This window comes from Pseudomonas sp. FeN3W (assembly GCA_030263805.2).
GTDB lineage: Bacteria > Pseudomonadota > Gammaproteobacteria > Pseudomonadales > Pseudomonadaceae > Stutzerimonas > Stutzerimonas stutzeri_G.
Window position 1 is genome coordinate 327,725 of the sequence record CP136011.1, and the last position, 13,802, is coordinate 341,526.

General features: G+C 43.6%; 12 protein-coding genes. 3 read left to right on the top strand and 9 right to left on the bottom strand.

The window, feature by feature from the left end:
- Positions 1-19: 19 nt before the first annotated feature.
- Genes P5704_025225 through P5704_025235 form a run of 3 tightly spaced genes read right to left on the bottom strand, consistent with a single transcriptional unit; the run spans position 20 to position 2,652 of the window.
- Positions 20-211, bottom strand: coding sequence for a hypothetical protein (locus P5704_025225; GenBank protein WOF82103.1), 192 nt, complete (start codon positions 209-211; stop codon positions 20-22).
- Complete coding sequence (gene xseA, locus P5704_025230) at positions 201-1,511, bottom strand: exodeoxyribonuclease VII large subunit (GenBank protein ID WOF82104.1); 1,311 nt, start codon at positions 1,509-1,511, stop codon at positions 201-203. The genes P5704_025225 and xseA overlap by 11 nt, the downstream gene beginning before the upstream one ends.
- 55 nt (positions 1,512-1,566) lie before the next feature.
- Entirely contained in the window at positions 1,567-2,652 is a 1,086-nt protein-coding gene (locus P5704_025235) for a transposase (protein WOF82105.1), read from the bottom strand.
- Positions 2,653-2,691: 39 nt separating this feature from the next.
- On the opposite strand from P5704_025235, the gene tnpA reads away from it, so the two are divergent.
- Together tnpA and P5704_025245 are read left to right on the top strand one after the other, a co-directional pair.
- On the top strand, positions 2,692-3,090 hold the full coding sequence (tnpA, locus tag P5704_025240) for an IS200/IS605 family transposase (GenBank protein ID WOF82106.1): 399 nt from the start codon (positions 2,692-2,694) through the stop codon (positions 3,088-3,090).
- A 295-nt stretch (positions 3,091-3,385) separates the two neighbouring features.
- On the top strand, positions 3,386-4,393 hold the full coding sequence (locus P5704_025245) for a hypothetical protein (protein ID WOF82107.1): 1,008 nt from the start codon (positions 3,386-3,388) through the stop codon (positions 4,391-4,393).
- A gap of 352 nt (positions 4,394-4,745) precedes the next feature.
- Here the strand turns inward: P5704_025245 and P5704_025250 are convergent, their stop codons facing one another.
- The gene (locus P5704_025250) at positions 4,746-5,585 is read right to left on the bottom strand and encodes an ATP-grasp domain-containing protein (GenBank protein WOF82108.1); all 840 of its coding nucleotides are present in this window, start codon (positions 5,583-5,585) and stop codon (positions 4,746-4,748) included.
- 131 nt (positions 5,586-5,716) lie between these two features.
- Here P5704_025250 and P5704_025255 point away from each other — a divergent pair, with 131 nt between their 5' ends.
- A complete protein-coding gene (locus P5704_025255) occupies positions 5,717-6,628 on the top strand; it encodes a hypothetical protein (GenBank protein ID WOF82109.1) in 912 nt (303 codons plus the stop codon).
- Here the strand turns inward: P5704_025255 and P5704_025260 are convergent.
- The 5 genes from P5704_025260 to P5704_025280 all read right to left on the bottom strand — a co-directional run bounded on the left by P5704_025260 (position 6,625) and on the right by P5704_025280 (position 13,801).
- Positions 6,625-8,145: a hypothetical protein gene (locus P5704_025260; protein ID WOF82110.1), complete on the bottom strand. Its 1,521-nt coding sequence runs from the start codon at positions 8,143-8,145 to the stop codon at positions 6,625-6,627. The genes P5704_025255 and P5704_025260 overlap by 4 nt on opposite strands.
- Position 8,146: 1 nt before the next feature.
- Complete coding sequence (locus P5704_025265) at positions 8,147-9,553, bottom strand: hypothetical protein (protein WOF82111.1); 1,407 nt, start codon at positions 9,551-9,553, stop codon at positions 8,147-8,149.
- A 117-nt stretch (positions 9,554-9,670) separates the two neighbouring features.
- Positions 9,671-10,669, bottom strand: coding sequence for a hypothetical protein (locus tag P5704_025270; GenBank protein ID WOF82112.1), 999 nt, complete (start codon positions 10,667-10,669; stop codon positions 9,671-9,673).
- A gap of 192 nt (positions 10,670-10,861) precedes the next feature.
- Positions 10,862-11,917 carry a hypothetical protein gene (locus tag P5704_025275; GenBank protein ID WOF82113.1) on the bottom strand — a complete coding sequence of 352 codons (1,056 nt, stop codon included), beginning with the start codon at positions 11,915-11,917 and terminating at the stop codon, positions 10,862-10,864.
- 66 nt (positions 11,918-11,983) lie between these two features.
- Positions 11,984-13,801: a hypothetical protein gene (locus P5704_025280; protein WOF82114.1), complete on the bottom strand. Its 1,818-nt coding sequence runs from the start codon at positions 13,799-13,801 to the stop codon at positions 11,984-11,986.
- Position 13,802: the final 1 nt, after the last annotated feature.

Below are 13,802 nucleotides of genomic sequence, written 5' to 3' on the forward strand. Positions count from 1 at the left end.
GGCCTATGAACAACAAATCCTACTCAGCAATTTCACCAAGAGCTTTACGTACTGACTCAATACGCTCTTTTACTTCCCGATAGGCGTTCATCCCCTGGTTAACGAGCGGCATGATTTTATCCACATCGGGTTCCTGCATATTCTGAAGTGCATCTGCTGCGCTTTTTAAGCTCTGGTAATGCTCCATGAATGTAACTGTATTATTTGACATTGATGTTCTCTACTATAGATGTAAATGATGAATTTTTAAGCGTTACTTCTACGCAACTTCCTATTTCAAGATCCGTTGCTTGTGTAACAATTCGCCCTTTAATTGAAACATATCCATACCCTTTATCAAGAATAGCCAAAGGATTTGCTGACATTACGGCTGATATGAGACTTTGCGATTGAAGCTCTGCTTTATTTAATACACTGTTTGCATGCTGAAGCATCGATTCCTGTACTCTATCAATATCATTCTGTTGCCTATCCAGAACCGATGATGCTTGAGATATCAATTTACTTTTCTGCTGTAATGCTTGACTCTCAATAAACGATAGCTTAGATAAACCCTTTTCTCTCAGGGAGAAATAAAGTTCACTTACATTTTTATCAATTGAGTCCAAACGAAAGCCAGCCAGCTTATTGATTCGCTGAATATTTATTTCAGCATCTCTACTATTCTGAACGATGCGCTGCAAAATATGGCTGATCAAAAGGCTAGGCGTAGAAAATCTGAGGCAAGCAATTTCTTCTATGAATACCTTGTCGCGCTCGTGACCAATACCAACCAAGACCGGTACTGGAAAACGACAAACTGATGCAGCGAGTCTTCTATCATTCAAATGGTATAAACCTGCCTTGTCACCACCACCGCGAATGATTATAAGGCAATCGAAAGCGGTGATTTGATGATCTGCGTGAGCCAGCACCATTTGATCGACAATACTGTTGGCAGCTGTATTGCCCTGAAAGGTCGCATGGTAATAGCTAAACTTACATAATCCATGCTTATCTAGCTTATCTGCCTCTACCCTGAAATCACCAAGACCAGCAGCATCTTTAGGCGCGATAACAGCCACCCTGGTAAAGTCTTCGGGTGCTTTTTTAATCTTGTTCAGGTCGAACCAACCTTTCGACTTGAGATACTGCTCGATGACCTTGATCTTTGCTTCCATGTCACCGAGCGTGTACTTCGGATCTATGTCAACAATATTCAGAGACAATCCATAGATTTCATGGAATGTCGGCCTTGCAAGAATCAAGACCTTCATTCCAGGAGCAAGCGCCATACCTGTCGCCCTTTTAAATGCATCCAGAATAGAAGCTTCATCACGCCAAATCATGCCACGCGTCTTGGCTACTTCACGCCTATCGGCGTCATACTCAACGAGCTCAAGGTAGCGATGCGATGCTCCACTGATCTGTAGAACCTCAGCAGCTATCCAGAACGGTTTTTCACCGAGTATTGAGACGGCCTGCTTAACATAGCCGAGCACTTCCGATAGTCGTAGATATTCGTTGGACATAACCTTCTCCTAGTCCATCAATATAACGCATATGACCGTTGACATCCTCCCTCCACTAAACGGCTTTGCCGTTATAGTGGGGGATTCCCACAACTGGACGCTCATGCCCGAGCGCGAGAACATTCTTTGCGGCGTTAACGTCGCGATCATGAGTGACACCGCACCCACAACAAGTCCATTCTCTTATTCCAAGCCCTGCGATACCTCTCGGCCTCGTACTGGGGAGTGATCCACAGCTCGAACAGGTTTGGGTGGTGTATCGCTCATCCACAACCTTGAAAACGATGCCTGCGTGCTCGCATTTATAAGACAGCATCGATTTCAACATGCCCCAGCCAGCATCCAGCACTGACTTGGCCATTTTGGTTTTGGCGAGTTTGGTTGATGAAACATTTCCAACGACGATCAGGCCACTGCGCTTTACCAGTTCACTGCTGAATTTATGCAATGCATCTTTACGTCGATTGGCGATCTTGGCTTGAATGGCCTTGGTTCTGTCCTTTTTTCCGGTACGCTGAGCCACAGCTAGCTTGTCTTCCAGATCACGATAAAATCGCCCTGATTCAAGCTTGCTGCCATCACTACAGGTCGCTGTTGTTTTCAGGCCAAGATCAATCCCCAGGCGATCTTGCCCCGGATGGATTTTCTCCTCAACTTCAACAGTAACATTAAAGTACCATCGTCCACGACTGTCCTCATTGAAACTGCCTGAGCCGAACTTGAATTGACTCAGGCCAAAGCTATCCCACACTTTCAAATAGTGCTTATTGTGATAGACACATCCATTTTTGAAACTGATGCAGTCATGGCGGACGGGAATCCACCCCAATGAGCGGCGAGCTCCGCCTGATTTTCGCCACTTTAGTCGGGGTTTTTTAAACTGATTGCGCCGATTAGCATATTCATGACCAACCATCTGAATGGTTGCTGAATTGATGCCTAGCTCTTTGCTGGCACCCCTGGTGTAATTTTGAAGATCATAGCCTGACAGCCAGCGCCTCTTTTCAACAATCGAACGATGGCTAATCTGGTTACAATAATTCCACACCTGGTTGACAGAAACTGCCCATGCGCGAAGCACTTTCGCATGTTTGTCACGTACCCTGACTTTCAGGGTTTTGGTATGGAGTCGGTTGACCATAGCTGTTATAGTAATAAGACGCTTACATGGTGTCAATCTATGAAGTCACATTATCACTGCGTTTACGACATGAAATTTCACTTGGTGTTAGTAACCAAGTATCGACACAAGTGCCTCACCTCAGCCATCCTTGGTCGGATTGAAGAAATCGTCCGCGAAATGTGTGAGCGATGGGAGATTCAACTTCTTGAGTTCAATGGGGAGGCGGATCATGTTCACCTTCTGCTTAGCTTCAATCCTACTGTTCAACCATCAAAATTTATTAATAGTCTGAAGACTGTAACGAGCCGATTAATTCGCAAAGAATATGCAGATCACATGAGTACGTTCTACTGGAAGCCCGTGCTGTGGAGCAGAGCATATTGCCTTCTGACTGCTGGTGGCGCCCCACTGGAAGTATTGAGGGAGTACATTGAGAATCAAGATAGACCGACCTAAGCATTTGCTGCGCTATCCATCTCCACCCAAATCAAAGATTATGGATGGAGAATTCCGCGCGTTTCGTTAAAGACGCAGCACACCCAATTTCTGCGCTCTGTCCATTGTAGATTTCATGACCTCCCAAGATACTGGAATTACGCTGGCATCCTTGCGAATCAACAGCGTCATAATCACTGAACAAAATTGGACGCATAAATTGTCATTTTCTGTACTTTTTCTCTTCAGTCGTGTCACTTGCACCCGATAATCTCAAGTGCCATGATTCGCCCATTCGCTATGTCAGGAAAAAAGCATGAACCATCTTGAACAAAAAGCTCTTGCCTATAAGGTCTTGATGCACCCCCGAGCACATGAGGAGATTGATATTCTGACGCAATCAGGTCATATCGAGGACTTACTCTCGGCGCTGATCGAGCTTCTCAAGCATAAGCGTTTTCGCAATGATCCAAGATCAGGCATTCAGACAGATGTGCTAGACAAGAAAGCGGCCACTAATCTCAGGTACGTGCTTCTCTTAAACCCTTCACTTATGTCTGAACGCGCCAACAAACTCCACGAGGAATTCGTCAAAGTATTCATCGGCGATTATGCAAGCCTGACTGAGATGCCAGAGCTTCCACCGCACGACAGTATTTACTATGGCCGTGAAGTGATAGACCCCGATGGAATTGATATCACCAACGAGACCCTTGCCTACGCATTCTTCCAGAAAAAGAGCAGCCCTACCCCTTTTTGGGAACGTTACGCAAGCAATGGTTATCCCAAAGCGCGTCTTGATCCTTACCCTGAAGCTATTAGTCAGGCGGATCTGGACGAACTGGTCATCGCAACGCTTTACCAGCATAAACCAATCACAGATAACGCTTATCAAGCCATAATGTCATCTAAAGTTGCATTTTCTGGAGAGGTCAGCAAAAAAGCCTTTGCCGAGGCACTAATCAAGGCGACCCAGGATGTGCGATGTGTGGGTTTCTATGCAATCGCCCTTATTACCCGCTGCACGATACCAGCTACAGAAAATGACGATTCTGCCATGGATCGCATTTACAAGCTATTCTACGGCGCCGGTAACTCACCCATCTATGCAAGATCTGGCTTTGCTCTAAAAAGTGGGCCATTTGCTGATGATCCGCTGAGCATCGAGGATATGAAAGCGGTTCCGTATCTTCTTGGCTACCTTCCAGATCTCTATGTAACGGTCGGACTCAACTACGATCACATGGCTGAAGTGGTTGCAAAGAAGCTGCTCAACGCAGGCTTTGTAGAAGCTGCTCGTTTGATTAAGCCAGAATCTGTTTAGCCCGAAGCCCTGGTGCCGCCGTACACATTTTAGCAGCGGCACCAGGGGACGGTTTTGACGAATAATCCGCGCATAGCGCGAACAGGGCGACTTTGCTTTACGCCACCGCTTGGTAAGCGTTTCAAGGCATCGTCTGGGATGAATTCTTTGGCATGTAGTTGTCTCTCATGCTTGGCCAGGTCGAAATCTTCTTTTTGGCAACACCAACTGACCCAAAGCTTTTAAAATTTTTGATATCAAATAACCATGCCTGATTGGCTAGCTCGATAGTAACATTACTAGGGAGATTGAGAATCATGGCTGATGATATACAAGCCAGCCTAGTGACCTTTCTACTATTCAGGCATTAATGTTAGTTTTCCATTGAAAGCTCACCGATAAATTCGAGCCATGCGGCTTCTGCCATTGCCCTTATAATATTCCTTGCGTCAGCTTCATAAAAACCTGACGTAGAACCTGCGTTGAGCTCGACAACCCTGAATCCATTCTCGGTAAGCGCTACATCGCAAGTATACGCTACATCAATTTGCCACTCATGATTAGCTATCGTTTGGGCCAGCAATATAGCGCCATCCGGAATATCCGCATTGTGCAATCCATCAAAACTATAAGCCGATCCTCCGACAATTGCCTTGTTGACGATAAAGAACCTGTATTCAGCCTGTATAGATTTCGCGCTTGATATGGCTAGCAAAGTATCATCAGTGAGACTAGTCAGCTGCTTAAGGGAAGATAGCTCAGACGCTAACTCGGTATAGGAAAAGCTGTTACCAGTGAACACCTTGGAACCTGAGTCTGGTCTAACAAAAAGTCTTTCACCAGCAAAGCATTTCTTCATCTGCCCCACCCGAGAGAGCAAGGTCAAGCAGGGCAGGAAAATGGCATCGTCATTGAGCAAACACCCTGTAGGGAGCTTGTGCGCATATCGGCTGAAGTTAAAACGGTCGTTGGAAAAATATGCTAGAGGCACATGATGTAGGCACGCAATCGCCTCTCTTATAAATGATATTGACCCAAATCCTAACCAGCAGCCAACCTGATCACCAATAGCGAGCGCAGCAACCTCATTACGTGTACACGCTAGCGTTGGGTATCCTTCAGCCCTAAGGGCAACAAGAGCTCTCCCAAGCCCCATGCGCTCTATTGCGTCTAAGTCGTACAGCAAGGTCACATCACAAGGTTTGTGCGTCATAGATCACCCCAATATTCATCTGTTATTTTACACGCTTCCATCATGGATCCCCAGCCCTGGAGATACATTTGGTAGTGGGTTTGTGCGGCCTTTTAAATATGCTATATTGACAGCAACAAAAGGTCATTACAATGCAACTGTTTTCACGTTCAGGGTCATCCTGCTGCCCTATTGAGCCATGGCTTGCGCCTTTAGAAGGCGATCTTCAACATCTATTCGAATCCAACCTACAAACGCTCTTGGGCGTGGCGATGATTGCGCGTGAGTTTGACACCGGAATCGGGAGAATGGATACGCTTGCAATAGATGCAGATCGATGCCCAGTGATCATCGAATACAAACGCGCAGAAAAGAACAATATCCTCAACCAGGCTCTCTGTTACCAGGCCTGGCTAGTCAGTCACAAGGCTGAATTTGAAAAGCTATGCTTTCAAATATATGGCATAGCCGCTGAGCATGTAGATTGGAGCGGGTTGAGGCTGATCTGTATAGCATCGGAGTTTAACCCATATGACATCTCCGCCATTGAGCACATTAAGGCCAACATCGACCTTGTATCTTACCGATTGCATGGGCAGCATTTGATTAGCCTGACGCTGATAAAATCAAACCGGTTGCCGGGATACCGCCTGGCAGCAAGGAAGCGAGGAAAAAAAGCTGAAGCTTCTTTTGACACTATGCTTGACCATGCTCAGCCGAGCATTGCTGGCCTTGCCCGCCGACTAATCAGCCATATCGACTCGGGTAACTTGCCCGTGTCGCGCATAACCAGGGGCTCAGAGATGCTGATTAATCATATGGATTCAATTGGCAGAGTTAGATTCACCAACGGGCAAATGCCAAGGCTCAGATGTGAAATTCTATGCGCACCAGATGAGATCTTCGAGCACCTGAATGAGGAACACAGGTCAGGCCTCAACACCTACAGAAGAACAAAGAATGGCTTTGATGTGTCAATCTTCGATGAAGAAAGTCTTTTGACGGTTATCTCTATTTTGGAAGCCCTGTGCTCACTCAAAGAGCGGGCAAGCATTTGGAGCTAAAGCTGTAATTCAGCTCCAATCAATATTCGCTTAACAGGAGGAGCCAGATCTTGAAGTACATCCTTGAAATCATCCTTGGTCAATGCCGAGGCAATAAGCGAATCTATTGATAAGAGCTTTTTTTCCAACAAGTCTTTCACCATCATCTGCTTGAGGCCATTTATCTTATACTCAGGCGTGTAGCCATTCTTAACCTTATAAAGGTTAAGCTCATGTATTTGTTGCGGATCACTTAATCGCCGATAATCACTCAGAACACGATTCAATGCATATGCATTGTTGTTGGAATGATCACCATTTTGTAACCAGTTAATCAACAACTCACTACTTAATTTGCTGCTATCCTTTTCCGATTCAAGCAGGGTTGAAAGGATCTTTGGAAACTTGCTCACTAGAGGCGTAAGCCTATCTGCATCATAATCAATTTTTGCAGAATCCAATATATTGATAAGTGCGGCTCCGCCCTTGCACAGGCTATGATTGTCCATAATTGTTGTAACAGAATAAAAACTTGAGAAAAAACTTTCTACTTCGGATGGGTAGTCAAGCAACTCATCAAGATTAATACCAGGGTAAATTTTGCTTAGTTTTTCAGGAAATGGAAGAAGCATTGTCATAATGAATTTTTCGATAAGCGTATGCTTTTCGGATGGACTTATTGAAAGATTCCTCTCGATTATTATTTCAGCAACTTGTGCGCTTCTGTCTACAATCTCTTCCAGACTCAAATTGTTAAGAATTAACTGAACCCTTCCATACTCCATAGGCCATGCCTTAAGTAACTCAAGAGTGGTCATCCCAAAATTTTCGTCCAACCGTTTTCCATCTTCTTTTTCAATTGCGTCCAATGCAAGAGCCAATTTATCTTCTTGGCAAGTACGGTGTGACCCAAAAAATTCTTCGCTAACAATTTCAAAGAGCTCTTCTGGTACATCAATAGGATCATAATTGATTCTATCGAGCAACATCAGCTGATCCTTTCCAAATATAAGATGTCGAATCGAAACAGGTAGAAATGTTTGTATGTTAAAATCCCACCCGTCACCGGCCTGTTTGGTTATGAATAACTCCTGGTAGCATATATCCTTATATAACATGAGAGACAACTCACGCTGGGCACAAGGGTCATTAATGGAGAAGCACCAGTAGGCAGCTGCTATCCCTGCATCAAATAAACTATCACCAATGGCTTCACGGTCATCATAAGTTCTTTCATGATCAATTGAATAAAGTCTTCTAACCAATTCATGTAAACGCTCGTCACCGAACTTTGTGCCTCGTTCAACTTCACAGATCAATAAGTAGGCAATCGTTCTTAATTCAATAGGATTATAAATATTAGCTTCATCAAAGATATCTTCAAGTGCGAAACCCTGCTTAATAATGCCTGACAACATTCTAGAAAGATAATCTTCCTTTATGTCGTGCGAACAAATCAAAGAAGACTTAATCCTATTTGCAGATTCAAGGGTTAGCAAATCAAGGATGTCATCATCATAATACTTAAAAAGTCTCATTTTACAGACCCATCTCTTCAGCTACATATTTCTTCCTGGCCTCAGTGTCTTTCGCGATTTTCATGAGTGATTTAGGGAATCCTGGGAGATTATTTTTAATAACAGAATTTTGCTCAACGGCGCTAAGTGATCGGAAAACCCTGTTAACATAGTCAGGGTCATTTTTGATACGCCGCCGTATATATTCGATTGCATAAGGATTATGTCGATTAGCTATGCTTATAATATCTGAAGCACTGAAGCCATGTTTTTCAAAGTCAACAGTTAAGAATGGTTTAATGACCTTGTAAGACTCTAATGAGTTTGAATCAATAATGTAGTCTAGCTGTGCAATAAGCCTTAATTGAATACATTCATCTGCAAGATAAGTAGAGAAACCCTGAGCAAGTAGAGACTTAAGAAGGTCTTTTCGCTCCTCAAGACCTATGGAGGTTGATTTTTTTATCACTGTTGATATAAAGCTGACAGATGTGAATTGCTTTGCGTGCCTTGAATTAAAAAAAGATTTGCTACTAGCAACTGCCTTAAGTTGTTCGTCAATTTTTTTGCAGAGGTCTAAAAGGTCGAATGCAACCCCAAGCTGAGTCATAACCTCATTTGTTTTATCTTGATATTGACCATATAGAAATCCAGCCCATTCCTTTGCAATATGCAAGGGTGGAATCTGATCGTTGTCAATGCCAGTCTCCATTCCCTTTAACTTTGCCCTTATAACCCCCCTAAGATAGCCGTACTTCTTTTGCTCTATCGCTATCTTTTTGTATACCTCTCCAGTCTCTTCTGCTGACATGCCGCTCTTTGATAAACGACACTGATCATAAATTGCAGATCCACTGATGGGCTGTTCAAAATCTTCTTTTTTTAACTTAAAGCCATAGCTTGAGATAACTGATAAGAAGACAGAGTGCTTGTCAATATCGTATCTTGAACCAGCATGTTCAAGCATAATTGTTGTCATTTTCGCCAGATATCGGTTGTCAACTACATATTTTTTAATGCCCATATCGCATAAAGTGTCAATATAATCTTTTAGCTGATGTTCTTGTATCCTGCCATACATGAATGCAAGACCAATTGCCGCTAAGGGCCTTAACGTATCAGGGAATATTGCTTTTTTATAAAGCACGTCACGAACAGACGTGTTCTCAACTTTTGGCTCCAGGTAGTTTTCGTAACGCTCAAAAATCACAAGATCGATATTTCTTGACAGGATTTTTAGACTCTCCAAATCAGCCTGAAAACATGCAGAAACGATAAACTTTTCAAGGATCTTTCTTTCTCTTATCGTTTTGTATTGATGGCTATAGCTACTTGGATCAGATTTAGAATTTGGCAAATACCCAACGATAGCTGGATTTTTTTCAATACTAGCGAGAATACCTTCAGCATATGACTTGCTATTGAACATTCGTAAGCCCTCTTTCGAACATCATAGCATGACCAATTAAGCGGCTGCATATACAAATCTGTTTTGCAAGTCCTCCACCCTCAAGTCTAAGTCATATTAAGCCGATTTAATCCATGATTACTCTTGGAGTTGAGGCGCCTTAAGGATTTCGCCAAGCACCGCTAATGTCACTCCTTCCTTTTCCATGAGGTGCTTTATGCCTTTGAGGTTGTTAATCTCCTTAGCTGATTCAACGTTACCCATATTCATTGCAACGTTATACCAGTAATAAGCCTCATACTCTCGGTTCAATGAGTAACCAGTTAAGCTGGGCTTGTAACGCATTATCATCAGCCCATTAGCATAATCATGCATGGCTTGTGTATCGCCAGAAGCAATAGCTGCGCTTAGCCATTTGAGGCTATCCGAAGCCTTCCCAGCATAGGCATTTTTGTTTGCCATGATTTTAATAGCGTGCTTGTTACCTCGCTCCGAGGCAGCCATGAGGTAGCTCAACGCTTTTTCGGAATCACCCTTGTGAACTAAATACAGGGCGTATGCAGCCTCATCACTGCCATGAAAATAGGCATCCTCTAGGTAGCTTAAGCCAAGCTGGCGGTTGTTCAGGTGAGGATCTGCCAGATTGACAAGCATCATTCCAAATTGGGCTTTTGCACGAATGCTCTCTTTAGCAGTTTCCTCAAGTGATAGCCTGGCGATTTTATCATCAGAGTTTTTGCGTAGAGCTAATATGGCAAGCACCCGCTTCGCCTCAACATTGCCTAGCTCAGCTGAGAGGTCAAGATAATGCTCGGCAAGCTCCTGGCTTTTGGGTACGTCCCTACCCTCCATGAACTGACGCCCCATTTCATATAGCAAGTCTGCGTCTAGAGTCACATCATCCTGCTCCTGGACTGACAAGGCTAGATCCGGCATATCATTATTTGAACCGTCAGTCGAAGATAAAGGTTCTTGCGACATTTCTGCGTTGTTTAGATGGTCGGGGATATAGATAACACCCGATTCAACCGTTTCGTATGTATCCCCCTCAGTCAGCACAGGACTTGGCTGCTGCTGATGAATGCAGCCCGAAATAATAATAAAGTTAATTGCAAGCAATAAATTCTTGTGCATCATTCGGCCTCTGATTTGTGGCAATATGATGCTATTTTATTGACGAAATGTCAAAGAAGATTATTGATTTCAGTAGATGAGGCCTAATGCGAGTACTAGACCCTTAATCGACAACGATATCCATCAGGATGCTATGGATCCTTCGCCACCATCTGTCTGCTGCATCTCCCCGCCCTCACGGGCGGGGCTCAAGTATCAGTCAGGGGTGGGATCAGAGGCAGGTTCCATCATTTCACGCTTAGCCGCTTCGATAAGAGATCGCAAGTCACCGTCAGACATTGACCTGATCGACTCAAGCTTGCTCATATGGCGTTTTTTGAAATATGCCATGAACTCCCCAAGCTCTCGTCCCTCAACACCTGTAACAGCAGTCACAATAGAAGCATTGAAGCGTGATTTCAGATATTTAGAGTCATCAAGTCGGCGCCACTTCTCATTATATTCTGCTTCGATACCTGGGAATGCCTCGAAGAGTCTTGGCAGATTTTCACGTTTATCCTCTGGAAATTGATATGCGTTCAAAACGAACGGAGGTTGTTCAACCCAGGATAGAAATTCCATATAGACAGGGCGCTTCTTTTCACGAACTCTGGCGATATGATTACGATTGTCAAGGTTATAGATCGCCTTATTGAAAAACGGAGTATCGACGACAAATCGATAAATTTGCTCCCGATTGTCAAATCCCTTGTTCCATACGACTGGATCATAACCAAGGAAGCTTAAGATTGCGTCAGTGTTCCTTGAAACCGAAATGGAATCGAACTGATGTGTGCCGTCACGCAACACTATGGACAAACCATCATGGCCATACTTAAGTCCCATTTTGTGCGCAATACGCCCTACTAAGTTACCAAGATCATTCCACGAAAAGTAGTCGACGGCTGCCTGCACCGTTTCGGGAGCCATGCCAATCAAATCAACCTGGAGGAATCCACCCGACTGTAGAGGAATGCCAACGCTATGGACTGGCCCATTTTTGATATTTGGCAAAGGACTCTCAAAAATTTCTTCAAGTCCTGATACCAATTTATCTCTTGAGACATGCTGATATAGGCTGTTATCCAGCACAAAATCAAGATCTCCGAAGTCTGGTTTTTCACGGTAAGCTGGAATTAAAAGGCAGCGAGCATGAGTACCATTATTTTCGGCAATTTTGGAAATAGCCCTGGATACGCGATCTGCCACCGCAAACGCCGTATCCCTGTCAACCCTTTTGGCCCCCATTGCTGCCAATGCGTTTCCACCCATGCTTTACACTCCTGTCAATTTTGGTTATTCATTATAAGCGCCAATCATAAATCGATCAAGTTAACGCTACAGCTCAAAGTCTCCAGCGACTATGTCTCGCCTCATCTTCCTTGGGCCATGTTTCAATATCATATCCGTTTCATCAGGAAATATCGACTGCACCATATTCCACTGAGCCTCGGTTTTAGCTACCTTACACACAGCTTCGATTCCTTCAAGCGACACATATGCTCTTAAGCACTTATTGTCAGGCCTTCTAACCACAGCCTTGAGTCCCTCAAGCAGATCGGCTGGCTTTGGTATAGTAGAATCTGGCCACGTCCCCATTCTTATTAACGCAGCCTCTGATTCAATAGTCGGCTCGTAGTTGAATTCTTTGGAGACTCCGCTACAAACATTATTAAACTTGAAGCCAGAAGACTCAAGTTCTAATGCCTGCCTTGGCGAACTCAACCTAATAGCTTTAGGAGTAGTAACCCCCAAAGTCCGCTGTATAAAGCCAAGTGCACTTGGTCTCATATGCCATGAGTGATCTAAAATTTCGTTTATTATCCGCTTATCAAGCGTCTCAAAAAAAGCATTTGCCAATTTCTCGTTTGTGCATAGATCGTTGAATAATTCACCGGCATATACGCTACCATTTCTGTAACCAATAGGATTAGCTTTAATTTTTCTCCAGTTGGATACGCAGAAGTTAGCCTCAACCAAGTTTGGTGGAAAAAAGTTACCTGCGTACTGCTCTGCCTTTTCAAGAATTGAGGTGCTGAACTCTTTAAAATGAAGTTTTTCCAACTCTTCTACATCAACCACCGCCAGCACATAATCCTTTTGATGACAAAATCCATAGCGATACACTGCTGGCAAAATCTCACTAATTAAAGATTCATCTAAATCACTAAGCTCATCATCTGACTTTCCCTCGATTGTAAAATTGAGTTTATCCAATCTATTTATATAAAGTTCGCCTTGTGCATTCAATAAAGTAAAAAGTGAATCATCAGGGTTGGCAGCGCTGTAGTCATGATAGTCATTAGGGAACTTTTCTCTAGTGGCCCCATAGGACAGCGTTCCGCTATAAACGCTAACCTCGCACTTTGGCACAAATAGGTTGGCTGTTGACAATCTTCCAGCAAAGTCTTTATGCACAAATACAGGCAGCCGCTTATGAATTGATTTGCCAATTTCATCTTCACATTGTTTTGCAAAAGCACTTATTATTTCCCCGTTGGCAACCACGCCCGCCTTAATTATTGGAGTGTGATCCCAAACTTCTTCAGGGAATTGTTTGGCTACAAGACTGAGATGGTCTTCATCGAATAAGCAAACAGGGTATTCTCCTTCAAGATTTTTCCCCAGCAAGCCTGCTTGATATGCATACCGCACGACCTTCCTCAGCTCTGCGGCATTTTCGACGCTGATCTTGGATTGGCCGTCAACACTCTTATTGTCTACAAATGATCCAAGTCGACGATGACTATACTTAACATTTACTTTTTTAATTCCGTGCTGTTTTTCAATTTCCTGAATAACTTCAATGTCACCTTTCCGTATCGCATTGAAAAGAGAAGCTCCATAATATTCGCCCAAAGACCTAATAGCGCTTTCCAAAAGTGCCCTGTCTAGTTCCCTGTCAATTAATCTTGCATTTATATAGTTATGAGCATCATCCTGATCCATTCCAAAGTGCTTTATAAAAACATCGTGCATCTTTGAGTCATCAGACTCCATAACTGATTTAACGGAATAATTCCTGATATCCTCCTGATTGCGATTGGACAACGCTGGATAAATGTTCAGGATGAACAATTCCGCAAGCGCATAATCGCTTTTTTTAATAATCGCATTTAGAAAGTCACGAGCCTCACTATAGTCATAAATACTCATA